Here is a 26,650-nt window from a genome sequence, read left to right on the forward strand (position 1 = left end):
TAGTTTCACCGGAAACGTGGTGTACAAATCATGGCCGACTCCGACGACCTGTTCATTCGGGAGGATCCGATCTTCGTCCAGAAGGAACTACTGGAGATCAACCATCTCCCCGACGAGGGGCGAATCGTCGGCCGGGACGAGGAACTTCGCAACCTCGCAAACGCGGTAAACCCCGCTATCTTCGGCCAGAGTCCGAGCAACGTTCTCATCTACGGCAAGACGGGCACCGGAAAATCACTCTGTGCCAAACACGTCTCTCACCGGTTGATCGACACCGCGGAAGAGGAAAACGTCGAGGCGGATTTCGCGTACGTCGACTGCGCGCAGGATTCGACGGAGACCCAGGCCGTCCAGACCATCGCGTCCTCGCTCAACGATCCGACGGAAACGGACATCAAAATCCCGGACAAGGGAATCGCCACCTCGACGTACTACAAACGGCTCTGGGACATCCTCGACCGGCGGTTCGATGTCGTCCTCGTCATCCTCGACGAGATCGACAAACTGGCCGACGACGACATTCTGATGCAACTCTCACGCGCCGGCGAGGCGGGAAAGGTCGACAACTGCAAGATCGGCGTCATCGGCATCAGTAACAAGATCAAGTACAAAGAACAACAGCTCAACGAACGGGTCAAATCGAGCCTCTGTGAACGAGAGTTCGTCTTTCCGCCGTACGACGGGACCCAACTCAACGACATCATGTCCGCGCGGAAAGACGCCTTCCGCGACGGCGTGTTGCAGGACGGAGTCATCCCGAAGGCCGCGGCTCTCGCGGCCAGAGAGCACGGCGACGCACGCCAGGCTATCGACATCCTTCGGTACGCCGGCGAAATCGCCCAGTCCCGAGGCGCGACCGAGGTCACCGAGGAGTTCGTCGTCGACGCCCGCGAACGAGCCGAAACGGACCGGTTCCGGGAACTCATCCGCGGCTCGACTCCCCATTCACGGTACGTCTTGCAAGCGCTGACCATCCTCTCGCTCAACGACGACGACCAGGAAGGCTACCGAACCACGCGCATTTACGACATCTATCAGGAAGTGTGCCGTCAGGAGGGCTCAGATTCGCTCTCTCTCCGCCGGGTCAGAGACCTTCTCAAAGAGCACGCCTTTCTGGATATCACCAAACAGACCAGACACAGCGGCGGCAGCGCCGAGGGCAGTTACACCAACCACCAACTGCTCGAAGATCCGGAGGTAGTCCGGGAGGTACTCGCTGACACCGTGGAGTAAAGTCTTGACGCCCGGCCACGCACTGATTTTCGCCTGCGCTCGTGCCTGTCTCCGCACATCGGAGCCACGCTAATCGTCGCCTGGATGGCTCACACTGACGTTCCCACGACCGAACGCCCGTCGTAGTTCTGCTCGGATCGTTTCACGCTCGACGAGAGCGAAGCCGACGACAACGACGAAGAACCCAACGACGGTCCACACGGAGATCCCGGATCCGAGAACCACCCAGCCAGTCAGGGCGGCGAACACCGGAACGACGTAGGCGACCAGGTTCGCACGGACCGGTCCGAGGCGTTCGATGAGCGCGAAATAAATCGCGTACGCGACGGCTGTCGACGGTAATCCGACTGCGAGAACGCTCCACAGTGTTGCCGAGGAGGCACCGAGCAGAGCAGTTTGCGACTCGCCGAATCCGACACTCGTCGCGTGCAACAGCACCGCACCGACGGCCATCGCCCAGGCCGTCAGCGGGAGACTCTCCATCTGTGGCTCGACGCGTCGAAGCAGCACGCTTCCGAGCGCGACCGCGGCCGCGGCGCCGAGAACGAGCAACTGTCCGATCGCACTCGCCTCGGCAAGCGTCGACGGCGAGGGACGAACCATCACCACTACGCCTGCCAGCGCGACGCCGATCCCCAGCGCCCCCACTCGGGAGAGTCGGTCACCGAGCAGCACCCACGCGAACACCGGTGCGAGCACGGGGTTCAGCCCGTACATGACCGATGCCGCCGCCGGCGTCGTCGTCGCTTGCCCGGCGAACAGCAGCCCGTTGTTCAGCGTGATGAGAAACAGCGCCGCAACACCGATCCCAACAAAGTCCGCCCGCGTCCGGGGCAACCAGGTCTCTCGGTCCCGGACAACAACGAGATACCCCAGCAACGCGACGGCGGCCACGTCGAATCTGTGGGCGGCGAACAGCACCGGCGGTAACTCCGCCAGTCCGGTCTTGATCGCGGCAAAGGACCCGCCGAACAGCGCAGCGAGCAACACGAACAGAACGGCATCGCGGTACCGACCGACCCTCCCGACCTCCGACTTCGTACTCCCGGTCTCGGTGCTTCCGGACACAGTGAACGTACGAGCTACGGGGTCAAGAGGGCTGTGCGAGGGGGAGTATCACGCACCGACCCCCTGGTTCTGCTTCCGGACCGTCTCGGTCGACTCGCGAATTTCGTCACCCACTCCGGTCCGCCTCGTCCAGCGAATTTCGTCACCCACTCCGGTCCGTGCCGTTCACTCAATCGAACCGGTCAATCGATGTCTGTTCGGAGCCGTCACTCTCGGAGTTTTCCGCGTTCCCGTCTGCCGACTCCGGCACCTCGGCAACCGCATCTCGATCATCCGGAGACGGCTCCCCCGTTTCCCGTCCGGCACCCGTCGGCACGGAGCCGGTATCGTCGACAACCTCGGGACTTTCCCGGCCGTCCACCGTTCGCCCGCCTCCCAATCGCTGTGCCGTTGGCGGATCGGTCCCCCCTGGCTGGGGCTCTCCGCCCTCGACATCGGACAGCGATAGCTGCGTCGCGACCGTGTCATCGGACGGTCGCCCGTACTGGTCTGCGATGGCTCGGGCGGCCTCGTACCCGCCGGAGAAGGAGGCTCGCTTGGCAATCTCTGGACGGCCCAACTGCTCGGCGGCCAGCGGACGCTGTTGCTCGTACCACGACCAGAACGCCTCGCGCTCGGTCTCGAAATCGACCACCGGTCGGGGGTAGCTCTCTCCGATTCGTACCCCGCAGTTCTCTTGGACCTCCAGCGGTGTCCGTTCCGGCCGGGGCAGGTACTGACTCGGTAGCTCTGCCAGCTCTGGAACCCAGCGGCTGATCCACTCCCCGTCGGGGTCGTGATCTCGGACCTGCTTTCGCGGGTTGTACACGCGCTGTGCCGGCTTGCCGATCAGCCCGGCCTGACTCTGCCACTGGGTGTAGTTGATCCCGACGTCGCTGTCGATCAGGTGATGGTGATACCAGTCGGCACCGACCCACCACGGCTGTTTCAGAATATGTGCGAAAAACGAGGCACACATCGCCCGCATCCGGAAGTTCAGCCAGCCCGTCTCCCGAAGACACCGCATCGACGCGTCGACCATCGGGAATCCGGTTCCTCCCCGCTTCCAGGCCTCGATCAGTTGGGGGTCGTGGTTGTCCTCGTTGCGCCCCTCGAAGACGGGATTGACGGCCCGATCAGTCCACCCGGGCCAGTCGACCAGTTTCTGGTTGTAGTGGCAGTTCCACACCAGCCGACTCGCGAACATCTCTCGTCCCCGACAGTTAGGGGCGTTCTCGGCCACGTACTGGTAGACTTGCCGGATCGAGAACAGCCCGAAGTTGAGATACGGCGAGAGCCCGCTCGTCCCCTCGCGGGCGTCCTGCGGGGCGGAGATATTTCTCGGATACGAGCCGATTCGGTCGACGAACGACCGTAGTTGTTTGCTCGCTTTACGGTGGGTCCCGACCGGGACTCGACGCTTCGACGGCGTGATGTCGAAGGCTAGATCGACCCGCGCCGGCGTGACGCCCGTCTCGACCGTGAGGCGGGTCGTCTCTCTCCCCCAGTCCGGTTCGTGCTGGCTGTCGGTGAGCCAGTCGTCGATACGCGACTGCCAGTTCTCTCGCGTCCGGTCGCGGTCCCGAACCAGCCCGTCCCCGGAGACGAATCTGACGGCATCGCCGCAGACGGTCCGGACACGGTCGTCTCGCCGCTTCCCGTATCGACTGGTCGGCGTCGCCATCGTCAGGACCGACCACCCGCGGTCGACGAACCGGGCGAGGATCTCTGCAGGAGCGCCGTAGCCGACAGTCAATCCCGTCTCTTCGCTCGACAGCGTGCTATCCTCGTGTTCGCTGCCGCCGTAATCTGCCAATCGCGTCTCGGACGTTCGTTCGTGTCCGTTTGTCCCGACAGACTCTGCCTGACACGGAGCGGCCGCGTACAGCCGAGCGAGGCTCGTCACGGACTGATGGAGAAAACGAACCCGGGAATCGCAGGCGAGCCCCTCCGAGCCGTAAAACGTCGGGTCGAAGACGAACAGCGGACAGATCACGTCGCTGTTCCCGACCGCCTCGCTCAGCCCTCGATGATCCTCGACTCGGAGGTGTTTCCGGTGCCAGACGACCGTCCCCTCTGCGTCAGTGTCCCCGGCCACCTCTGTGGGTGTCGGAATATCCGCTGGTAGTGGGAGGGCCACCGTGTCGCTATTTGGACTCTCCCTGCGGTCCACTCCCTCTCTCGAACCCGTCAATACACACGGGTTCGGCGGCCAGAGACTTCAACTCGTCGTAGAGCGAGAAGATCTAGGATCCGGAATGATAACCATCTCCGTGAGCTTACATGCCCTGATCCCGCCTCGCTTAGAGGTCCTCTCCGACGGGCGTCGTCTGCTAATCAACATGTGGGCGGTCGTCCGCATTTCGCGTACTCTGATTAGCCTACTCAGCCACACCCGGGAAACGGGTGCAACACGAAGAAAGTATACCCCACAGTCTTTCGCCAATTTCGTCCCGTGTGTGTATTTCTCGATGGAGGATCGTACATTAATACAATCTAATCTATTGCAATAGTAAAAGGCAACTAATTATGTATTATTTTTGCCTACGGGTATGCACGTCCATCTCCGGACGAGCAGGGTGAGCCATGACCTGTCCAGTACATAACGATGACGACACTGAGAACGGAAGCGGGGATACAAAAGCCGGTCACGACGACGGAGAAAAACGTAGCCGTGGCGTCGACCGCCGGGAGTTCATGCGATCGGCGCTCGCGATCGGCGGCATAAGTGCTCTCTCGACCGCCCTTGGCGTGGGTGGTGTGCCGTCGGTTGCTGCTGCGGAGGACGATCACGAACCGATTAGCTTCGCAGCTAGAGACAACCGACAGCACGCCTGGGACGGATACGAGAAGTACTTTCCCCAGCGTGAACAGACGCTTCCACCCGAGTACCACCTCCTCCTCCACGTCGATTATCTCGGGGACGGGGAACCGACAGCCGAAGACCGGGAAACTGTCGCCCAGGCGTTTCGGGACGTGGAACGAACGTTCGAGTGGAGTCACGAAGGGATTCTGTTCACCGTGAGTTACTCGCCGGCATACTTCGACCGATTCGACGAGTCGTTGCCACAGGGCATCGGCCCCGCGACGGAGGTCGATTTCGACAAGCCGTCGCTCCTTCGGCCCGAGACACTTATCGACCTCCCAGGTGTGACGCTGGAGCGAGAACGACCGGTCGAGGCGGACACCTTCGACGCCTGCATTCATCTCGCCAGCGACGATATCGGCAAACTTCTGCTGGCCGAAGCGATGCTGTGGGACGATTACGATCCCGACACTGTGTGGGAAGACGCACCTCCCGAGGATCCGGAGCCGTTCGAGCACACGCTCGACGGGATCCTCAGCAAGCCGGTCTCGTATCCGGAGCGTCGGGTCGGCTTCGCCGGTCACGAAAACGTCGAGGAGCGACTGGCCGAGGATACGGAGTTCGATGCCGACCGTGTCCCGGATGAGGACGAGTTCGACGACGAGGTCGGAGCGCACCCGGCAGCCGAACTCTCGATGGGGTTCAACGACCAGTACAAAAACAGCCTCCCGCGCGAGACGAACGTCACTCTGCTGGAAGACCAGCGGCTCGTCGTACCCAAGGATCCCGGCGTGTTCGCTCAAGGAACTATTCAACACGTCTCGAAGTTGAACATCGACTTGGAGGGGTTCTACGACGACAACGACCGCACGGAGCGGCGAGAGAGGATGTTCTCACCGGATCACGACGACGAGAACACCGGTGCGGTCGGGGAGAATCTGGGGAACTCGAACGCGCCGGGGGAGACGCCAATGCGTGACGTATCGCAGGCGTCCGATGATCCCACGGCCGGTGACAAGGCACGCGAGACACAGCCGGACTGGGACGATGAGGGGGTCGTCGGCCATGCACAAAAGGTCGCACGAGCCCGCTTCGACATGGAGACTCGGATCACCGACGAGGGCCAGGAGCGCCTCTCGGGTGGTGACCGTGACGAACTGCTGCCCGCGGAGGAGCGCGACGACGAACTCCCGGGACACGACGGCGACCAGGAGACTGAGGGAGTGATGCTCCGTCGTGACTTTGCTGGCACTGCTCCGGCCGCGCCCGACGAAGACCGGGTTCCTGGCAATCACTTCGTGGCTCTCATGCGGTTCAACCCGTACATGGCCTACATGCGTCAGGCCATGAACGGGGTCCCGCTCGATTCGGCTACCTTTGGCCTGACCGACGACGGTCGTATTGACCATCGAAAAACAGGGGCGGTATTCGACGACGACGGGAATCTGGTTGACGTCGATGAAAACAGTGGGATCGCCCACTACCTCACCACACAGCGGCGCGGCAACTATCTCGTGCCGCCACTCACCCAGCGGGCGCTCCCGTATCCACAGGCCGACAACGTTGAAATCGACGTGAAACGGGCCGGAGAAAACTACCGTGTGACCGTCGAGGGCCTCTCGGCGGGCGACCTCGCGGACGGAACGGTCCGGTTCGGGTGGTTCTACGACGTGAACCGGTCCCGTGGCGCCGAGCCACGACAGGAAACACAGCGCGGCAACCGGACGACGTTCGTCTTCCCGGCCGACGAGACGGGGATCGAAACCGCTCCGGGTGGCCCCGACGGGGACGTTCGAGTCCGGTTGTACGCCGAACGCGACGGCACCCGGCGACCGGTTCGAGGGACTGCGACAATCGACGGTAAAAGAGAAGATGCGAGCGAACAGCGAAAAAGCGGTGAGAAGGAAGACAGGAGCAAAGCCGACGAGAGCAACGGCCGCGGTCAGGCGGGGAGAACGGGGTCTGATCGGCCCACCTAACTGACGGGAACTCGAACACTTTCTTACTTCAAGCTACTCTGTGGACCCCTACGCTGAACTCTGTTTCTGGGCGTGAACCCGCGTGACCTTTCAATTCCCCGCCGAAGTCGTCTCCGTCGGCTTCTGGTACAATCGGTCTGTCGAGTTTCACCAGCAGGCGCTCGGGCACGTCCGGCGCAGAGCCGCCCCGATTCTCACTGCTGCTCGAAGACGTGGACCGGCCAGTCAGTCTCGTAATCAAGCGCAGCCTCTCGCTCCGGGGCTGTCGGCTCACGTACCGTGAGTTCGACCGAGTCTCCGATACTGACATCGGCGTAGTCGGCGTCCACGCGTCCGAGAAGGCGGCCACCGTCCGCGAGTTCCACGACGGCGACCGTGTACGGTGCGTCCGCTGCGAACGCCGGCGGCGGCGTGTGGACCGCCGTGTACGAGAAGATCCTCCCTTCACGCGACTGTGGTTCGACGGTGACAGCCCGACTGCCGCAAGCATAACAGGCCGGCCGCGGCGGTAACAGAACCTGCTCGCAGTCGGCACAGACACCACCCAAGAGGGTGCCGTCTGCGAGGGCGGCAAAGAAACCCGGGAGTGTCCGCGGGTCGGTCGCATCGAGGCTACTGTCAGTCATCGTGCCTCCGCCGTCGTGAGCACGTGGCTAACGGTAACGGCGTCCGCAACGCCTCCCTCGTTGAGCAGCAGTGCCGTCTCAGCGTCTGTGATCGTGCGGTCGCCTGCTGTGCCCGTGAGCTGTTCGTATGCCTCAAGCGCCTGCAAGAGTCCGGTCGCGCCGATGGGGTGGCCACGAGCTTTCAATCCGCCGCTGGGACTCAACTGCACGTCCGTCCAGCCGGTAGCTCGCTCCGCTGGCGGCAGATAGCTCTGATAGCCCGTCCCCGCAGGGGCGAAACCGGCGGCCTCCGCGAGCAGCGCCTCGCAGACGGTGAATGCGTCGTGAACCTCCACGATGTCGACCGCCCCGGCGTCGATGCCCGCCTCCTCGTAAGCTCTCTCGGCAGCGACGCGAGCGCCAGCGATCTCGGTCATATCTCGTTCGGCGACCGCGATACTGTTCGCGGAGGCCCCGCTGCCCGCGACGCGCACCTGGGGGCGGTCGAGGTCAGCCGCCAGATCGGGCGTCGTCACGAGGACGGCCGCGGCACCGTCTCCGACCGGCGCACAGTCGAACAGTTTCAGCGGCGGAGCGACGGGATCGGATTCCAGAACCGTCGCCACGTCGATCTCCTCCGGGAACTGCGCTCGGGGGTTGTTGGCGGCGTTGGCGTGGTTCTTTACGGCGATTTCCGCAAGGTCACGCTCTGTCGCATCCGTCTCGTGGAGGTAGCGCTGTGCGAGCAGTGCATACTGGCTGGGCGCGGTGACGCCCGAGCGCTGCTCGATGGCACGATCGAACGCCGCCGACAGCGCGTCTGTCGCACCGCTGGTGCCCGCTGCCGTCATCTTCTCGACGCCGCAGGCGAGTACGGCCTCGTGTTCCCCGTTCCGGACGTCTTTGACGGCGTGGCGTAAGGCGAGTGCGCCCGCGGCGGCACATCCCTCGACCCGCTCGGCGGGAACGTGACGGAGGCCGGCCCACTCCGCCAACAGCGTCCCGTACATGATCTGGTGTTCGTAGCTCTCCGACTGGTTGCCGACGTACATCGCCTCGACGAGATCGGCAGGGGCTGGCAGTTCGTCGAACGCCTCCGCGAGGGCGAGCGAAAACAGGTCGCGGCCCGGAAGGTCCGTGTGGCCGAGCGGCGAGGCGCCGACCGACGCGATGACTGGCTCTGGCATGTGTACGTACCCACTCTCCATGAGTCAAGTTAACTATTTACATTTATCACCAGTCGAATCTACCGTAGACCGACCCGATGCCCGACAGTTCGTTTTAAAACACTGGTTTTGCAAACCGAGAGGTCCCGGCCCCGGGTGTAACGAGAGGGTACCTCAGTGGTCCGACGACCCAGTCTGTCGGGCGATCAGTCCCAAGTTCGCGACAGTGAGAGGAGTAAGATAGTTCAGCGTGATACGGACCCAAAAGGACAGCTCGAGGCCTAAAAGCGCCGTCGCGTGATTGAACAGCGTCAGCCACGTCCCGACGAGCAGTGCGATACCCGCCGTGCGGATGACGTGGTCACGGTCGAGACAGACAGCGAGTGACTCGATACCGTGGCTCATGTTATCCTATTACGTGTTTTCAAAATATAAAGTTATTGTAGGTGTAAGTTCACGCTCAGGTATATTACAATCGCACCGGATCCCCGACACTGAGCGTGCGGTTCCGATCGGATTCTGGGATCCGCGTGCCGACTGCGAGGCTGAATAGGTTCCCGTCGAACTCGCTCACGTCCACCCAGGCAGGGAGCCTCTCCCGTCGTTCGTGGACGAACGTCTCCCTGAACTCCGGATGCTCGGCTCCCGTACGCGGGTCACGAGTCGGAACGACGCAGCGAGGGATCGGTCTGACTCCCGAGAGAGCGACCTCACCGATTCGGAACCGGCGGCCGCCGTCTGTGAACAACTGGTCCTCCCAGAACGGGGGGACCCCTGAGACGACGAGATTGGGCCGCAAGCGGAGACACATCTCAGCGGAGTCGATGTCATCGTACCAGGAGGCTACCTCTTCGAGAGTCCCCCGACTGACAAGCGTCGGCCCGGCCCCTCCGTCTTCGGTGAAAACGGCGCTGTCGGTCTGATTCCCGCCCGTGCCGCGTTCGAGGTGTACTGCTGTACCGAAGTACTCTGACAACCACGCTTCGAGCGTTGCTCGGTCGTCTTCGAGATGGAACTCGTGGGACGCCCCCTCTCCGCGCACCCTCCCAGTGAGTCGCTTCGTCGCCGGATCGTACTCCGTGTCGAGCCGATGGACAGCGGCAGTCCGCTTTCCGTGGACGTAATTGCCGTCTTCGTCTTTGATGCCGTAGATCCGGTCGTGGGCGAGCCCCCCGGCGCTGGAAACCGACACCCTCGGGAGGCGGACGGGATCGAGTGCTTTGACCGGGTACACGAGAATCTGAGAGAGCGTTGGCATCGTACGAGGCTTGTTATCGTTTTGAGAGTATAATTGTTATCTAGTAACACAGTATCCTCTCTGGTACCGATAACACCCCTCTGTCCTCCGGTCGCCGTTCACAAACGAGTCTGCTGCGACCGCGGCGTAGCGAAGGTTTATATACGTAGCGGTTGAGTGTGAATACATGGCAGAGGAATGTCATCTTTGCGGCAGCAGTGTCGCCGAAAACGGGGTGTCGCCCACAGAAGCGGACGCGGGGTTTATCTGTGCCGACTGCGGGGAGCCGACCTGTGCCGATTGTAAATCGATCGGGGTAGCACGCGACACGGACCACTGCAAGCGCTGCCGCGGGTGACGTTCTCCGCGCCGTGACCGGCAGACATCTCTCGCCGCACTGAGATAGCTCTGCCGGGAGGCGGCGGGGTTGTTGGAGAACTCTGCGGTTTGCCTTCACAACTGTACTCTCGGTGACGGCCTCCGTGCAAACCGCGGATCGCAGGCTCACAGCCTGCCGCCACGTCAGTCGCCTTCCATCACACTGAGTGACGGCTGATCCCCTTTCGGGTCGAGGTCGCTGATCGACTCGGTGAGCTCGAACCCTTCGTACCCCTTCTGGGCGACCTCCTGGATCGTCTGATGGTAGACGTCGACCCCACCGATGTAGGGGGTGAAGACGGTCGGCTTGTCTTCGATATTTTCGTTCATGTACCAGGAATCGGCCGTGGGATACAGCGTCTGCTCGGCCACTTCGGTGTTGTGGGCGGTCCACGCCTCTTCGGCCTCTCTGGTCGGTTCGACGAGGCGGATATCGTTCTCTGCGAAGTGGTTGATCGCGTCGGAGACCCACTCGACGTGGTGTTCGATAGAGACGGGCATGTTGCTGAGCACCGACGGGCTCTGCGGGCCGGTGATCGTGAACATGTTCGGGAACCCGTGAACGGCGAGGCCGAGATACGTCTGTGGCCCGTCAGCCCACTTCTCCTCGAGAGTCAGATCGTCCCGGCCTCGAATATCCATATTCAACAGCGTCCCGGTCATCGCGTCGAAGCCGGTCGCGTAGATAATCATATCGAACTCGTGATGATCGTCCGAGGTCTGGATCCCCTCCGGGGTCATTCGCTCGATCGGTGTCTCGGTTACGTCCACGAGGCTCACGTGATCCTCGTTGAACGTTTCGTAGTAGTTCGTGTGCAGTGGGGGGCGTTTCGTCGCGTAGTAGTGGTCTTTGGGGACGAGTTTCTCCGCCAACTCCGGATCGTCGACGGTTTCGCGGATCTTCTCACGGACGAACTGGGACACTTTCTCGTTCGTCTCCGGGTTGAACACGAGATCCTCGAAGGTGAGCATAAACCGGAACCCACCTTCTTGCCAGCGAGGCTCCAGAATCTCCCGGACTTCCTCCATCGATTTGTCCTCGGCGGTGGGATACGCCGGATCGAACGGCATCCCGAATCCGTTCTCGTGAGCGGTTTGTAGGATCTCGTCGTAGTTCTTCTGGATCTCGTCCCAGTCGTCGTCTTCGAGCGGACGGTCCCGTGCGGGGACGGCGTAGTTCGGCGTCCGTTGGAAGACTGTAAGATGGTCGATATCCTCCTCGGCGACCTCCGGAATGACCTGAATGCCGGAGGCACCGGTGCCGATAACCGCGATGCGTTTCCCGGCGAAGTCGACGCCGTCGTGTGGCCACCGACCCGTGTGGTACGCCTCGCCCTCGAAGGAGTCGATGTGGTCGAAATCCGGAACCCACGGTTCGGACAGACAGCCGACAGCGGTCACGAAAAACTGTGACGTGAGTTCCTCGCCGTCGTCGGTACCGATTCTCCACTGGCCGTCACTCTCGTCGAATGACGCGGACGTGACCTCCGTCCCGAACTCGATGTCTTTCCGCAGGTCGAGGCGGTCCGCGACGAATCGCAGGTACTCCAGCACCTCTGGCTGTGACGGATACCGCTCGCTCCACTGCCACTCTTCGAGGATCTCCTCGTTAAACGAGTAACAGTAGACGTGACTCTCGCTGTCGCACTGGGCACCGGGATACCGGTTCCAGTACCACGTGCCGCCGACGTCGTCGGCTTTTTCGATCACCTTGACTGACAGCCCGAACTCATCCCGCAGGCGGTGGAGCTGATAGAGCCCCGAAAATCCGGCCCCGACGATAACTGCGTCGTAATCAGTTTCGTACACTGTCCCCCCGGAGTGTTCAGTCTGCGAACTCATAACAGCACCAATACATAATGATTTAACATTACATAAGTCTTGTCAACGTTAGGTACTTTATTCTCTGTTGAAAATAGTTCCTAACGGCCGGACTGTGTTAACGGGGGGTGTGATTACTCCTCGATGGTCCTGCGGAGATCGGTTACGGTGTCGTCGAGGAGTTCGCGCGCACGGGTCAGGTCCATCGGTTCAACCACCATCTGTGCGATCCCGTGGATGCAATCCTCGTAGTTGTGATGCTCGACAGAGACACCTGCATCTCTGAGCCGCTCCGCATATGCGGCACCCTCGTCCCGGAGTGGATCGAGTCCGCAGGTGGCCACTGTCGCTGGCGGGAGGTCATCGAGGCTCTGTGCCTGTAGCGGTGATGCGTACGGGTGTTTCCCGTCTATCTCGTCGCGGAGGTAGTGGTTCCAGAACCACCGCATATCGTCTTCCGAGATCATTCCGCCCTCACCGTTCTCGTCGTACGATGGGGTATCGTAACTGTGGTCCGTCACGGGATAGATGAGCACTTGTCGAGCGATAGACGGTCCGCCGGTATCGCGAGCGCGAAGCGCAACGGCAGCCGCGAGATTGCCGCCGGCGGAGTCACCGCCCACGAACAGGTTCTCGGTGTCGACCTGCATCGTCTCCGCGTTCTCACTCACCCACTCGAAGGCTGCATAACAGTCCTCCAGCGGCGTCGGGAACTTGTGTTCGGGAGCCAGCCGGTAATCGACAGACACGACCATACAGTCGGCCTCACTCGACAGCACCCGACACGTCTCGTCGTGGGTATCTAAATCGCCGATAACCCAACCGCCGCCGTGGAAGTACACCAGCGTGGGGTACGGCCCCTGTCCTTCGGGGATGTACACCCGGATCGGGATGTCATTATCGGTGATCCTCAGTTCCATGATGTCCCCGACCTGCGTCGGCTCCTCGGGATCGGGGAACATCTCCCTGGCAAAGGCCCGGGCGCCGTTCGGAGACAGCGACGAGAACGCTGGCATCGGTTCGGCTCCCATCTGCTCTAACAACCCCGCAATCTCTGGATGTGGTTCCTCTGCTGCACCTGCCATTGGATTTTCAATTGACATCATTATAGATCGTTACATTCTCAGTATATAACTTTAATGCAAAAATCAGGTTCCCACGAACGGCTCTCACACCCCTCAATCGGCCGTTAGAAGCCGTTGAATTAAAGGATCCGCCTCTGATATATAAGAAAATTAACTTATCGCGTCGTATATTCACCCCACCGACGGCTGGCTGATCGGTGACGGTTTCACTGATTCTGTGCCGGCCCTCGTTCGTGGGCGCCGATAGCAAACTGAGGACACTTACCCCTTCGCCGGGACCGACCGCGCGACGGAACGACAGTTCCCACGCCTGCCCGACACACCACGTTTCCGGTGAAATCCCTTCCATCTGAACGTGGGCACCTCACATCCGTTCGGCGGGGTGCCCGGCCCGAGTAGGACCGGCTTAACTAAATACACACACCGGATTTCCGGTGAAAAACGTCCCGCTGAACGTCTTCCCTGCCGACTGGTGGACTGCCTGCACACCACGTTTCCGGTGAAACCTCTTTACCGGAACACAGACGCCGCGGGGCCGGTGTCTGACTGACGATCCATCCGAATACCTCACCGTTTTTATTTGACGCCAGCACCGCCTGGAGGCCGACAATACAGACGAACGGGTGCACGCGGCGGTTCGCACCGTGAATCACGACCTCCTGAATCGAGACACGTACTGCCGGTTCGGTCGGCTTGTTCGTTCTGCGATGACATAATGCCTATTTGAGTGGGGTCCGTTCGTCTACGGAATGGGTGACGGTGCGGACCCCGAGTCTGTCGGCACACTGCCGCCGGGTCTCGACACGTTTGCCGAACCGGTCTGTCTCTTGAACAGCAGGGGGGAAATCCGGGACTGCAACGACACATTCGCCGACTTGGTCGACCGTACGCGCTCGGCAGTTGTCGGCACCGCCGGGAGCGACCTGTTCGCCGAACCCCCGGATCATCTCACCGAAGCCATCGGGCAGGCGCTTGATACCGGCAACGCGACCGTCGAGACGACGACTCTCGCCGGGGAGGGAACTCGACTCCGGTGGGCGCTGTCGCCCCTCCCGGAGTGGTGGATCGAGGAGCCGACCGTTCTCTGTATCGGTAGCCATCAGCGTCACCTCGACCGCCTCCAGACGGAACGACAGGACAGATACGAGTCCCTCGTCCAGCAGAGCAACGACGGCATCGCCGTCGTCCAGAACCATCGCCTGGCTTTCGTCAACGAGACGTTCGCGGAGATCACCGGCTACGAACCGGAGGCACTCGTCGGCAAGCACTTCGAGGACCTCTGTTCCGCCGAGTACCGGGATGTCGTTCGACAGCGGTACGAGAGCCGAATCGACGGCGAATCCCCTCCGAACCAGTACGAACTGGAAATCGAAACTCGCGAGGGCGACACGCGAATGCTGGACCTGGCGGTGACCAGAATCGAACACGAGGGAGAACCGGCCACGCTCGTCAACGTCCGCGATATCACCGAGCGCATGCGCCGCCAGTCCGCCGTCGAACGCCTCCAGGACGCCACCGAACAGATCCAGCAGGCCGAGACCGCCGAGGAGGTCGCGGCGGTCGCAGTCGAGGCGGCGACGGACGTCTTCGACCTTCCGTTCGCCATCTGCTGGTTTCACGACGACGACACCAACCGCCTCGAACCCGCCTACGCGACCGAGGAGGCCCGCGAGGAGGGGTTCGTCGACTCGTTCGGTCCGGAGAGCTACGAGTACGGCGTCTTCCGAGACGGCGACCCGACGAGCTACACGCCCCGGGCTGTCGCGCCCGAAAACTCGTTGACGAACGCTGTGCTCCTGCCCCTCGGCACGCACGGTATGATCGGCGTCGGCGGCAGAGAGCACGTCGAGTTCGACGACACCGTCGTCGACGTGACACGAACCCTCGCCGAGCACACGACGACGGCGCTCGACCGGGTCGACCAGACCAGAGAACTCCGCGAGGAGCGCGCACTGACCGAGAGCATCTTCGTCGCGCTGCCCGACGTGTTCTACGCCTTCGACGAACACGGCCAGTTCTTCCGCTGGAACGACCGACTGTCCGCTGTCACCGGCTACAGCGACGAGGAGATTGCATCGATGCACCCGGCGGAGCTTTTCCCACCGGAAGAGCGCGAGCAGATCTACGAAGCCATCGCCGACGTGTTCGAGGAAGACACGACGGTCACCATCGAGGCACACTTCCAGACGAAGGAAGGCGAACAGATCCCCTACGAGTTCACCGGAGCGAGGCTCACCGACGAGACCGGCGAATCGCTCGGACTCGTCGGGATTGGGCGGAACATCTCCGACCGTAAGCAGCGTCAGCGGCGGTTCGAGGCAGTCTTCAACAACACCTACCAGTTCACCGGGCTGATGGAACCGGACGGCACGCTCATCGAGGTCAACGAGGCAGCCCTCGAATTCGGCGATCTCGATCCCGAGGACGTGATCGGTACGAAACTCTGGGACGCCTTCTGGTTCAAGCACTCCGACGCGCTCCGTGAGGAGACGAAAGCCGGCGTCGAGCGCGCCGCTGACGGAGAGTTCGTCCGTCAGGAGGTCTCCGTGCAGGGCTCTGACCGCGAGGCGATTATCGACTTCTCGATCCGGCCGGTGACCGACGACCACGGCGAGGTCACGCTGCTCATCCCCGAAGGCCGCGACATCACCGAACTCAAAGAACGCGAGCGGGAACTGCGACGCGAGCGCGACCACATCCGTCGGACAGAGGCCCAAGCAGATGTCGGGGGGTGGGAGATCGACCTCGACACCGAGAACCTGTACTGGACCGACGGCCTTCGAGACCTCTACGATGTCGGCCCGTCGTTCGAGCCCCGCTACGAGGACGCGATCGGCTACTTCCACCCCGAGAACCGCGAGACCGTCGCGGAGGCGCTGCAGGCATGCCGCGAGAACGGCACCGAGTTCGATATCGAGGCCCGGATCATCACCGCCGCCGGTCGGACTCGCTGGGTTCGGATCGAGGGCGAACGAGTTACTGATGCCGACACGCGAACGCTCCGCGGTGTCGTCCGGGACATCACCGAACGAAAGGAGCGCGAGCAGCGACTGATGGTGCTCAACCGCGTCCTCCGGCACAACCTCCGAAACAAACTGACGGTCGTCACGGGCTATGCCGACCACGTTGAACGCTCGCTCGAAACCCTTGATATCGACTCCTCGACCGACCCGGCGGAAGCGAGAGAGCGCCTCCGCGAGTTCCCGCTCGACGAAGCGCTCACGAGCGTCCGGGAGATCCAGGCGAGTTCCGACGACCTCACCGAGTTGAGCCAGAAAGTCAGAACGTTCGGCGAGACGATCAAGCGGGTCGATGTCACCGACTCCATCGCGGTTCGATCCGTGTTACGCGAACTTCAAAAGCAGTACACCGCCGAGTACCCCGAGGCTGACATCGAAGCCGACCTCGGGGAGGCACAGGTCCAGGGCAACCGGGAGTTTCTCACCCTGGTCGTCGGCGAACTGCTCGAAAACGCTCTCGTCCACAACGACAGCGAGACGCCGACCGTCGCGCTCAGCGTCGACACCGACGCCGAAGAGCGGGTGACGATCCGGGTTGTCGACAACGGCCCGGGTATCCCCGATATCGAGCGAGAAGTCCTCAGAGAGGGCGAGGAGGACTCGCTGTTGCACGGCAGCGGCATCGGTCTGTGGACGATCCACTGGCTCGTCACCCGCGTCGGTGGCAACGTCTCTATCGCAGACAACGATCCGACCGGGACAGTCGTCGAGATTAGCATCCCCAGACCAGAGTGAGGCCCAGGATCACTTCGCTACCGCTGTCCCCTGACTGTCGCCTGTGTCCGCTGCCGAGCCGCTTCCAGCGTCCGCGCTGGCGGCCGACCGTCGCGTCGTCCCCGGTTGCTCGTCAGTGAGCACAACTTCGAGAGTAGTCCCCGCTCCGTCGATTGCGGTCGACTCGCGGAACTGCTCGCTCCCGGCGAGGACGACGACAGATCGCTCGCCGGCGAACCGGAGATTGACGCGGTCGGCGTCGTCGTCACTCCGCGCGTCCAGGGCCTCGCGGAACGTCGTCGCGAACTCTTCGGCCTCGGCAGCGCTGTTCCAGTGTGTCACCCAGGCGTAGGAGACCGATTCGCCGTCACCGAACGCGAGCAACCGATCGTTCGCGTAACCCGTCGCCGCTGCGCTGGCCTGCTCGGTGTCCAGATGTGCGCTCAGCGCGATGTGGACGAACATCTCGCCCGTGGTGTCACTCTCGTCTGGCCGGGTCGTCCATCCGTCGCGCTCGACAGCGGCCGAAAACGAGACCGGTGTCGGCTCGAACCCCCTCCTGGGGTGGAGAAGTTCGGTCGTGGTCCGGGGCGGCTCGCCCTCGTAGACTTGTTCAAGCCCCCCGGCCGAGTCGAGCATCGTGTCGAAGTACTGCCCGCCGTGGTGGTAGGGACCGATCGCGAACGCTCGCTCGGGCGGTGCTTCTCGGTACTGCCGCTCGAACCGCCCGATCTGGCTGCCGTCGAGGTCCGCGTCCTCGGCGTACTCCTCGGCGGCGTAGACGGCTCCGCCCTCGATCAGCGCCCGCGTTAGAAGCTGTCCGTCCAGCGACTCCTGGCCTGCTGCTGGTCCGCCCTCCCAGTCCGGCGGGATCCACCGCTGCTCGAACTGGATCGTGTGTGCGAACTCGTGTGCGAGTACGAGCGCCGGGCTGCTGTCGCTGGCTCGCTGTCCGCTCTCGTCCAACTCAACGTACGCCTCGTTTATGACGACGGAGTTCGGTCCCGTCGCGAGCGCCGCGGCAGGGGCTCCGCCCCCGTCTGTCGCGCTCTCGTTGGTGAGTCCCAGCAGATCGAAGAGCGGTCTGTCCGGGGCTCCGACCCGCGTCTCGATCTGCTCGACGCGCACGGTCGGTGCCGTCGCATCGACCCCGAGAAGCGCTTCGGTCCGGTTGTACACTCGATTCTCGTCGACCGCCAGCCCGGTGTTGTCGATCGGTCCGTTCGTTCCCGTTTCGTCTTCCGAGACCGACGGCTCCGTGTCCGATCCAGCGGCGTCGGGCAGACTGTCGGCGTCTGTGTCGCCCGGGGCTGAAAACGCACAGCCAGCGAGCAGTACGGCGACCGCGCAGCAGACGAACACGCGCGCAGCGACAGCACGGCGATCCATGCCTGATTGTCGCGCTGTAGGCCCCTAAATCGTCGGCTCGACCCTCCGGGAGAGAAACGAGACCCCGACCGCGCGCTGGCGGAGCGGCGAGACCCTTACCGCGAGGTCCAGCCGCCGTCGACCGTGAGACAACTCCCGGTGACGTACGAACTCGCCTCGGAGGCGAGAAAGACCGCCGGCCCGGCCATCTCGGTGGGATCGGCGAACCGATCCAGCGGCGTCTGGTCGAGCAGCGACTCCCGGATCGAGTCGTTCTCCAAGGCCTCGTCGATGAACTCCGTCTCGACGTAGCCCGGCGCGATGGCGTTGACCCGCACGTCCGGCGCCCAGTCCAGTGCCATACTCTTGGTCATGCCGACGAGCCCGTGCTTCGAGGCGACGTACGGGTGCTGTCGCGGCAGGCCGACCAGACCGGCCACGCTCGCGATGTTGACCACCGACCCGCCGCCGTCCTGTAGATACTCCGCGGCCTCCTGCGCACAGCGGAAAGCCCCGCGGAGATTCACCGCCAGCGTCTGGTCGAATCCCTCGACGTCGATCGTCTCGGGTTTGCCGAGTGCTGCCTCGGGGTTCATCCCCGCGTTGTTGACGAGAATATCGACGCCGCCGAACTCCTCGACGGTCCGCTCGAACAGCGCCGTGACGCTGTCGTCGTCGGCCACGTCGGAGGTAATCGCCAGTCCATCTCCGCCGACAGCCTCGATTTCGTCGACAGTCTCCTCCAGTGCGGACTCTGTTCGCGCTGTCGGAACCACCGTCGCTCCCGCGTCGCCCAGTCCGATCGCGATTGCCCGCCCGATTCCGCGGCTCGCTCCGGTCACGACTGCCACTTCGCCCGAGAGGTCGAACTGTTCCGCGATATCCCCTGGCTGTCCCGCTCCCGATCCGCTGTGATCTGCCATACCGACTCGATATTCACCCCGCGCTGGTAAATCCACAGGACTCCCGACGCCTCGGACACCCTCCCGTCTGCCGGGCCCCTCAGTGCAGCGTTCCCTCGCGGTGTTTGTCGTCGTAGGCAAACAGCGCGTACCCGACCTCCTCGGCGGTGTAGCCCGTCTCCGCCGCGATATCGCGGATCGGCTCGATCATCGTCACGTAATCAGCCGGCGAAAAGGACTCCTTGCGACCCTCGACGTGTCCGAACCGTTCGAGCGTCGCCCACACGCGGGTGTCCACGACGGCGTGTGACTCCGGATCGAGAGCTGTCACGACACAGGAGGCCGTGGGTGCCTTGAACCCGCGCAGTCCCGTCAACAACTGCAGTTTCGAGAAGTCGTCCTCGACGAGCAGCACGTTTGCCGTCACCTGCCGACAGCGATCCTCGGGGTTCTTCTCGACGTGGTACGCGCTTCGCGTCGAGGACTCGTATGCAATGTCGTACAATTGATTACGCGTCAGATATCCCTGCTCGCGGTACTGCTCGCCGAAGCCGTGCAGTCGCTCCGGGAGCACGCCCTGTGTCTGTTCGTAGTAGTCGAGGTAGTTCTCGATCAACTCCGCGTCGATCGTCGCCATCGTCCGAACAACGGCTGTCGAGGGGCAAAAACCCGTGCGGTTCGGTCACTCCCGACGGGAGATTTCCATCTCCATGCCGTCCCGCGGATGCAGTGTCAGCGTCGGCCGCAACTCCAACTGCGCGGACCCCTCGTAGGAGAGCTCGTACTCGCTTGCCACCATCGCGACGATCATCTGCGCTTCGAGTTTGGCGAGGTTCTTCCCGATACAGTGACGCGGCCCGCCGCCGAAGGGGAAGTACGAAAACCGGTGGCCGTTTCGGTCGGCCCACCGCTCCGGGCGGAACTGTTCGGGGTCGTCCCAGTACTCCGGCGAGCGGTGGACGGCCCACTGCGAGAGCATAACCATCGCGTCCTCGGGAATCTCGTAGCCCAGCAGTTCGACCGCCTCGTTGGCCTCCCGAAACAGCGTGTACACGGGCGGGTACAGCCGCATCGCCTCGTCGATGACCCACTCCAGGTACTCGAAGCTCTGCACGTCGTCGATCGTCGGCGTCCCCTCGATTCTGTCGACCTCCTCGTAGAGGCGTTCCCGTTTCTCGGGGTGTTCGGAGAGGAGATACCAGGTGTAGGTGAGCGTCAGCGCCGTGGTGTCGTGGCCGGCCAGCAGCATCGTCACCACCTCGTCACGGAGCTGCTGGGCGGACTGTTCGCCGCGGCTCTGGGCACGCAGCAGAATCGAGAGGAGATCCATCGGCGCGCCCTCACCATCGCCCTCCGTTCCGCGGCGGTCGGCGATGATCTCCTCGACAATCTCGTCGACGGCCGAGACGGCCGACTGGTAGGCGCGGTCACCGGGGAGGGGGACCCACGGCGGCAGCGCGAACCGGACGGGATCGGGCTCGAACTGGCTGCCGATCGGTTCGAGATTCTCCCGGAGTTGGCTGAGCTGTCGCTCCGAAAGTTCGGTGCCGAGCATCAGATCCGCGATGACGTCGATCGTCACCCGGGTCATCTCTCGCTCCATGTCGCGGCGCTCGCCGTCGCCCCAGCGGTCGAGCAGGTCGCTGGTGTGGCCGGCGATGCGGTCGTCGAAGGAGGCGAGTCGACCCATGGTGAAGGCTGGATTGGCGAGTTGGCGCTGTTTCTGCCAGGTGTCGCCCTCGCTGAGCAACAGCCCGTCGCCGAGCAGATCACCCAGCGTGTCGCTCTGAAAGTCCGGTTTGCGGTACTTGTCGGCATCACCGACGAGAATCTGCTCGATTGCCGACGGCTCGGCGACGAAGTAGGTCTCCATCGGCCCCATCTCGAAGGCGGCGATTCCGTTGTACGCGCGTTCGACCTCTTCGACGAAACGGAGTGGGTCCGCGGAGTACTGCCGGCCGCTCCCGAACAGCGGTTCGCCCCGCGGCCCCGGTGGCGTCGTTTGCACAACCGTGATAGGGAACTGATCTCAATAAACCCTCGCCCGCCGGTAACCGTCCGTAGCCCCTCTCTCAGTCCGTGCGTGGGTGCGGCTCCTCGGTCACGCGAGCGTCGCTGTCCGCGTCGACCTGTGCCTGCCAGAGCGCGGCGTACTCCCCGTCGCTCTCGATCAACTCCTCGTGCGCTCCGGACTCGACGAGTTCGCCGTCGTCCATGACGACGATCCGATCCGCCGACTGGATCGTCGACAGCCGGTGCGCGATGACGAACGCGGTTCGGTCCTCGATGAGGCGGTTCAGGCTCTCCTGAATGAGTTCCTCCGTCTCGGTGTCCACGTCCGAGGTCGCTTCGTCGAAGACGATGATCGACGGGTCGTTGAGCAGCGCTCGTGCGATGGCGAGTCGCTGGCGCTGGCCACCGGAGAGTTTGACCCCTCGCTCGCCCACGAGCGTGTCGTAGCCGTCCGGCAGATCGCTGATGAACTCGTGTGCTTCTGCGGCCGTTGCGGCCTCGACGATGCGCTCCCGTGAGTTCCGGCCGTCTCCGGTGACACCCTCGCTCTCGTCCCACTCGGCGCTCAGCACCTCGCGGTCCCCGTAGGCGATGTTCTCCGCGACAGTTCCGGAGAACAGGTAGGGGTTCTGTTCGACGATTGCGATCTCCGAGCGCAACGCTTCGAGGCTGTACTCCCGGACATCCACGCCGTCGACCGCGACGGTCCCGGCATCGACGTCGTGAAACCGAGGGAGAAGCTTCAGAAGCGTCGACTTCCCGGCTCCGGTGGGGCCGGCGAGACCGACTGTCGTCCCGGCCGGCACGTCCAGAGACACGTCGCGAATGACCGGCTCGCGGTCGCCGTAGCCGAAGGTGACGTTCTCGAAGCGGACCGCCCCGTCGACGCTGTCGGGGGTGTACGGCTCCGCTGGTTCGGTCACGGTCGGCTCCTTCCCGAGCAGCCCGAAGACGCGCTCGGCGCTTGACTTGGCGAGTTGGTACTTGTTCGCGGACTTGCCGACCCGACGCATCGGGGAGTACAGCCGGCGCAGGTACAGGAAAAACAGCGCGAACGCACCCGCGGACAGCGCCCCGGGATCGCCGAGGATGATATCCGTGCCGCCGATGTAGAGGACGAGCACGAAGACGACGCCGGTCGTCAGCCGGAGGGAAGCGAAAAACGCGCGCCTGATCCGCAGTGCCCACACTTTCTCGTCGTGGTACGTCTGGCTCTGTTCGGCGACGCGCTCGCGCTCGAACGCGTGGCGGTTGAACGTCTTGATGACCGCCGTCCCGCCGAGATTGTTCTCCAGACGCGTGTTCAGGCGCGCGACCGTCTCGCGGATCGACTTGTACCGTGGCTCGATCCAGTTCAGAAAGAGCCCGCTCGCGAGGCCGATGACCGGAACCGGGGCGAGCGCGATCAGCGTCAGTTTCGGCGAGTATGTCCAGAGGATGATCGAGATGCCGCCGACCGTCGCGACGACGCGGATCAGTTGGCGGAACTCGGTGTTGAGAAACTGCTCCAGTCGGTTGATGTCGCTGTTCAGAATCGACATCATGCCGCCGGTCTGATGAGAGACGAAAAAGTCCATCGAGAGGTGTTGCAGGTGGTCGTAGGTGTCGTTTCGGAGGTCGCGCTGTACCTTCTGGGCGGTCGACTGCAGCAGATACCGCGAGCCGAACCGTGCCGCGGAACGGACCAGATACGCGATGATCGCGATCACGACTAGCCGTTCGAGTAGCGCCACGCGTGCCGCCTCGCCGGTGATCGCGCCGCCGGGCACGAGGCCGGCGCTCGCGAGTAGACCGGGTTCACCCGACTGCAGAATGACCCGATCGATTGCCGTCGCGACCACAATCGGGGGGACGAGCCGTGCGAATCGGGTGCAGAACGACAGCAAGACACCGACGCTCAGCCGAAGCCAGTAGGGGAGTGCGTAGACGAGGAGACTCCGTATCGGATGTCCGTCGATGTTCTCCCGGACATCCTCGAACCCGCCGTCGTCGTCTGACATACCCCTCTTTGCGGATAGCCGGTAAAATGCCCTCCGTTCACGACCGCGTTTCAGAGCGAGAAACCGGTCGAAACCGCGAAACAATTACTTGAATTACGACAAAGGTACACACATGCTGACGCGCAGACCAGCGCCGGAGGGACAGCGACTCACGGTCGAGGAGGGTCCCGGATGAGACGGGACGGAACTCGACTCCTTCTGTTCGCCATCGCGCTCGTCGCGTTCGGTGTCGTGATCGTGACACCCGCCGCCGCCTCGCCGGGAGAGACGACCGACAGCACAGCATCTGCACAATCTGCCGTCTTCACGGACGACCACGTCGGGGAGTGTGCCGCCACCCCGCCGTCCGACCTCGACGACCCCGAGAATCCGGAGGGGGTCATCGGGTGGGTCGAGGGGTACTGGTACACCGAACCCGTCGAGGTGACGCCCGAGGACGGCTTCAACGAGACCGAACGGGACCGCCTCGCCGGGCGAACGGCCGCCCAGGTCGAAGCGTTGCGGTGTCTCGATTACACGGAGGGGCTTCCGCCGCTACGAACGATCAGCCGCGAGGAGTACCGCGAGAGGATTGTTGCGCCGGCCGTTGAACAGATCAGCCCGGAGGGGCGCCTCTACGAGCGCGCCCAGTACGCCGCACGGCTGACAATCGGGAACGAGGTCAACACGACTCGGGAACTCATCGAGGCACAGACCGCGTTCCCGGCGGCGTTTTACCTCCCCAGCGAGCAGTACATGGCCTTCGTCACCGACGACGAGACCGTCGAGGATCTCAACCAGGGGACGCTCGCCCACGAACTGGTCCACGCGCTACAGGACCAGCACTTCGACGTTGCGGCGGTGTTCGCGGAACCGACGAACGACGGCTATCTCTCCTCCGCTGGCGTCGTCGAGACTGACGCGCAGTTCTTCCAGCAGCAGTATCAACAGAACTGCGCTGCCGGTGAATGGGCGACGGAGTGTTTCATCCCGGCACCGGGTCAGCCGCCGGAGGTGCCGAACTGGGCGATCGCCCTCAACCAGCAGTTCCAGTACACCCTGCCGCTGATCGAACAGCGGTACCAGGCGGGGGGCACACAGGCGATCAACGACCTGTTCGGGAACTACCCGGAGACGACGACCGAGACGATCTATCCCGACCGCCTCGGCGAGTTCGAGACTGCTAACATCACGGTTCCGGATCGCAGTACCTCGGCGTGGCGACGGGTCCAGAGCGGCAATCTCACGTACAACACCATCGGCCAAGCGGGGGTGACGGCGATCCTCGTGGCGCCGTACTACGAGACCAACGGCCGCCAGAGCGTCATCTCGGATTTCTCGGAGTTCATGCCGCGACGCGGTGAACTCGACTACGGGATCCCCGAGACCGACGGCTGGCGCGGCGACAAACTCTACGGCTACGCGAACGGCGACAACGAGACGGCCGCCGTTTGGGAACTCGCCTGGGCGGACGCGGGAGACGCCGAACAGTTCGCGGAGGCGTACCGTTCGCTGCTCGAATACCGCGGCGGCACGCTCGCCGACGGCTACCAGAACGTCTACACGTTAGATACCGACGCGTACGACATGGCCGTCGCCGTCGAACAGACCGACGACCGCGTTCGGATCGTGACCGCACCGAGCGTCGACGACCTGACTACAGTCCACGAGTCAATCTCGCTGCAGCAGACGAACGGATCACAGGACTCGATGGACGGCACCGACTCCGAGGACGGAAGCGACGGCACGGAGGCGAACGAGTCCGACAACGCGCAAGACAGCGATGGCTCCGGGGCCGGATTCGGTCTGTTCGCGGCGGCCTTGGCGGTGATCGCCGTCGGCGCGGCGAGCGCGCTGCGCCGCCGCTAACCGGACTGGTTGGCAGTCACGAACCCCGCGATATCGTTCACGACCGTCTCAGCGACCGGGGTGGGCTGCGTCCACTCCGAGGGGGTCGACATCCCCTCTCCCGGTTGCAGTCGGTGGTTCAGATTCTCGTAGCGAATGATCTCGACGGTCGACTCACCGGCCAGCGCGTTCTCCCAGAGCATCAGGTCGTCCTCGACGGTGACGAGAAAGTCCCGCTCGCCCTGGAGGATGAGCCGCGGCACCGACAACTCCGCGGCCGTACTGAGGTGGTCGTACTCCTGAAGCGTCCGGAAGAACGGCCGCCCGCGGGCACCCCCGCCGAGGTTGATCGTTTCGTCTTCCCCAATCGAGAGCGTCCGAATCCGTTCGGCTAACGCCTCGACGCCTGAGAGTCGTCGCTCGCGCTGTGTCTCCGTGAGATTCTCCGCGAGATCGAGTTGATACTCCGTCTGGCGCACAATCGCCTCGTGAATCGGCTCTGCGAGCGGTGCGATCATGACCACGCCCGCGACGCGCTCGGACCGGGCGGCGATCCGCGGTGCCAGCCGTCCGCCGAGGCTGTGACCCACGACGAACACGCTGTCGACGCGCTCTCGGGCGGCCAGTCGTTCGATGGCCGTCAGCGCGTCGTCGGTGATCAGGTCGTCGACGGTCGCCTCGGTCCGGTCTACCTCGCAGGCGACCGTTCGCTGATCGTATCGCAACACCGCAATCCCCCGGGTCGCCAGCCCCCAGGCGAGTTCCTTGAACGTCCGGTTCGGGCCGGCTCGCTGGTCGCGGCCCTGGTCGCCGCTGCCGTGAACGAGCACGACTCCGGGGACGGAGCCGCTCCCCTCGGGCAGAGTCAGCGTCGCGCTTATCTCGCAGTCTCCCGTCGCCTGCATCGCCAGTAGCTCCTCGCTGAACGCCGACTGATCGACGTACTCCGGCGGCGACCAGACGCCCGGGGTGAACCGGAATCCCCCGATTGCCTCGTCACCGAACTGCACCTGGAAGGTGAGCCCGCCGTCCGCGAACTCTCCCGCCAACTCGACGATCTCCAGCCCGCGACGCGACCCGCGATACGTCGTCGACGCGAACCCCTCGAACGAACCCAGCGGGTCGACCGTCTGGCTCCACTGCTGTCGGAGGGTCTGTTGTGGCACGCTCTCTGCGAACGACTCCGAGACGCGCTCGTAGGCGGCGTCGAACGACCCGTCGAGAAGCAGTTCAACGAACGCCCGTGCCCGCCGCCGAAGCGCCGCCGGGTCGGACCCCCTCGGCTGTCCGTCAGTCGGCTGGTCGGGCTGTGTGTCCGCCGACCCGTCGGTCTCGTTGTCGGCGCTGTCCCCCGTCTCTCCGGGGCTGTCGGTCCCCGAACAGCCGGCGAGAGCACCGACTCCGACCGTTCCGACGGCGGCCAGATACTCCCTTCGATCCATCTTGTAC

18 protein-coding genes are annotated in these 26,650 nt (G+C 63.5%); 4 read left to right on the top strand and 14 right to left on the bottom strand.

The genetic code is table 11. The features are described 5' to 3' along the window. Nucleotides 1-30 precede the first annotated feature (30 nt). A complete protein-coding gene (locus GRX03_RS15080) occupies nucleotides 31-1,233 on the top strand; it encodes an orc1/cdc6 family replication initiation protein (RefSeq protein ID WP_159765065.1) in 1,203 nt (400 codons plus the stop codon). A 69-nt stretch (nucleotides 1,234-1,302) separates the two neighbouring features. On the opposite strand, the gene GRX03_RS15085 is transcribed toward GRX03_RS15080, so the two are convergent. Together GRX03_RS15085 and GRX03_RS15090 are read right to left on the bottom strand one after the other, a co-directional pair. Beyond that, on the bottom strand, nucleotides 1,303-2,301 hold the full coding sequence (locus GRX03_RS15085; RefSeq protein ID WP_368278548.1) for a DMT family transporter: 999 nt from the start codon (nucleotides 2,299-2,301) through the stop codon (nucleotides 1,303-1,305). A 169-nt stretch (nucleotides 2,302-2,470) separates the two neighbouring features. Beyond that, nucleotides 2,471-4,420 (bottom strand): cryptochrome/deoxyribodipyrimidine photo-lyase family protein, encoded by a 1,950-nt coding sequence (locus tag GRX03_RS15090; RefSeq protein ID WP_394351740.1) that lies wholly within the window; start codon nucleotides 4,418-4,420, stop codon nucleotides 2,471-2,473. Nucleotides 4,421-4,977: 557 nt separating this feature from the next. Between GRX03_RS15090 and GRX03_RS15095 the strand changes: the two genes are divergently transcribed. Further along, nucleotides 4,978-7,065 carry a DUF7405 family protein gene (locus tag GRX03_RS15095; protein ID WP_159765069.1) on the top strand — a complete coding sequence of 696 codons (2,088 nt, stop codon included), beginning with the start codon at nucleotides 4,978-4,980 and terminating at the stop codon, nucleotides 7,063-7,065. A gap of 194 nt (nucleotides 7,066-7,259) precedes the next feature. On the opposite strand, the gene GRX03_RS15100 is transcribed toward GRX03_RS15095, so the two are convergent. The 6 genes from GRX03_RS15100 to GRX03_RS15125 all read right to left on the bottom strand — a co-directional run bounded on the left by GRX03_RS15100 (nucleotide 7,260) and on the right by GRX03_RS15125 (nucleotide 13,357). Then, entirely contained in the window at nucleotides 7,260-7,691 is a 432-nt protein-coding gene (locus GRX03_RS15100) for a Zn-ribbon domain-containing OB-fold protein (protein WP_159765071.1), read from the bottom strand. Next, nucleotides 7,688-8,857, bottom strand: a complete 1,170-nt coding sequence (locus GRX03_RS15105; protein WP_159765073.1) for a thiolase C-terminal domain-containing protein — start codon at nucleotides 8,855-8,857, stop codon at nucleotides 7,688-7,690. The genes GRX03_RS15100 and GRX03_RS15105 overlap by 4 nt, the downstream gene beginning before the upstream one ends. Nucleotides 8,858-9,010: 153 nt before the next feature. Continuing rightward, nucleotides 9,011-9,241: a hypothetical protein gene (locus GRX03_RS15110; protein ID WP_159765075.1), complete on the bottom strand. Its 231-nt coding sequence runs from the start codon at nucleotides 9,239-9,241 to the stop codon at nucleotides 9,011-9,013. 64 nt (nucleotides 9,242-9,305) lie between these two features. Then, complete coding sequence (locus tag GRX03_RS15115; protein WP_159765077.1) at nucleotides 9,306-10,094, bottom strand: MOSC domain-containing protein; 789 nt, start codon at nucleotides 10,092-10,094, stop codon at nucleotides 9,306-9,308. Nucleotides 10,095-10,595: 501 nt separating this feature from the next. Next, nucleotides 10,596-12,293: a flavin-containing monooxygenase gene (locus GRX03_RS15120; RefSeq protein ID WP_159765079.1), complete on the bottom strand. Its 1,698-nt coding sequence runs from the start codon at nucleotides 12,291-12,293 to the stop codon at nucleotides 10,596-10,598. 113 nt (nucleotides 12,294-12,406) lie between these two features. After that, nucleotides 12,407-13,357: an alpha/beta hydrolase gene (locus GRX03_RS15125; protein ID WP_201289259.1), complete on the bottom strand. Its 951-nt coding sequence runs from the start codon at nucleotides 13,355-13,357 to the stop codon at nucleotides 12,407-12,409. 749 nt (nucleotides 13,358-14,106) lie between these two features. On the opposite strand from GRX03_RS15125, the gene GRX03_RS15130 reads away from it, so the two are divergent. Continuing rightward, nucleotides 14,107-17,112, top strand: a complete 3,006-nt coding sequence (locus tag GRX03_RS15130) for a PAS domain S-box protein (protein ID WP_159765083.1) — start codon at nucleotides 14,107-14,109, stop codon at nucleotides 17,110-17,112. A 9-nt stretch (nucleotides 17,113-17,121) separates the two neighbouring features. Here GRX03_RS15130 and GRX03_RS15135 read toward each other — a convergent pair whose 3' ends face one another. The 5 genes from GRX03_RS15135 to GRX03_RS15155 form a co-directional block, all read right to left on the bottom strand. Beyond that, on the bottom strand, nucleotides 17,122-18,480 hold the full coding sequence (locus tag GRX03_RS15135) for a hypothetical protein (protein WP_159765085.1): 1,359 nt from the start codon (nucleotides 18,478-18,480) through the stop codon (nucleotides 17,122-17,124). Between the two features lie 95 nt (nucleotides 18,481-18,575). Beyond that, complete coding sequence (locus GRX03_RS15140) at nucleotides 18,576-19,382, bottom strand: SDR family NAD(P)-dependent oxidoreductase (RefSeq protein WP_159765087.1); 807 nt, start codon at nucleotides 19,380-19,382, stop codon at nucleotides 18,576-18,578. A gap of 79 nt (nucleotides 19,383-19,461) precedes the next feature. Continuing rightward, entirely contained in the window at nucleotides 19,462-19,998 is a 537-nt protein-coding gene (locus GRX03_RS15145; RefSeq protein WP_159765089.1) for a hypothetical protein, read from the bottom strand. A gap of 45 nt (nucleotides 19,999-20,043) precedes the next feature. After that, a complete protein-coding gene (locus GRX03_RS15150; protein ID WP_368278554.1) occupies nucleotides 20,044-21,369 on the bottom strand; it encodes a cytochrome P450 in 1,326 nt (441 codons plus the stop codon). Between the two features lie 64 nt (nucleotides 21,370-21,433). Further along, nucleotides 21,434-23,374: an ABC transporter ATP-binding protein gene (locus GRX03_RS15155; RefSeq protein WP_159765091.1), complete on the bottom strand. Its 1,941-nt coding sequence runs from the start codon at nucleotides 23,372-23,374 to the stop codon at nucleotides 21,434-21,436. A 171-nt stretch (nucleotides 23,375-23,545) separates the two neighbouring features. Between GRX03_RS15155 and GRX03_RS15160 the strand changes: the two genes are divergently transcribed. Continuing rightward, nucleotides 23,546-25,222, top strand: coding sequence for an Hvo_1808 family surface protein (locus GRX03_RS15160; protein WP_159765093.1), 1,677 nt, complete (start codon nucleotides 23,546-23,548; stop codon nucleotides 25,220-25,222). Here GRX03_RS15160 and GRX03_RS15165 read toward each other — a convergent pair. Next, the gene (locus GRX03_RS15165) at nucleotides 25,219-26,643 is read right to left on the bottom strand and encodes an alpha/beta hydrolase (RefSeq protein ID WP_159765095.1); all 1,425 of its coding nucleotides are present in this window, start codon (nucleotides 26,641-26,643) and stop codon (nucleotides 25,219-25,221) included. The genes GRX03_RS15160 and GRX03_RS15165 overlap by 4 nt on opposite strands. Between the last annotated feature and the right edge of the window lie 7 nt (nucleotides 26,644-26,650).

It is taken from the genome of Halovenus carboxidivorans (genome assembly GCF_009831575.1).
In the GTDB taxonomy this organism is placed as follows: Archaea; Halobacteriota; Halobacteria; order Halobacteriales; family Haloarculaceae; genus Halovenus; species Halovenus carboxidivorans.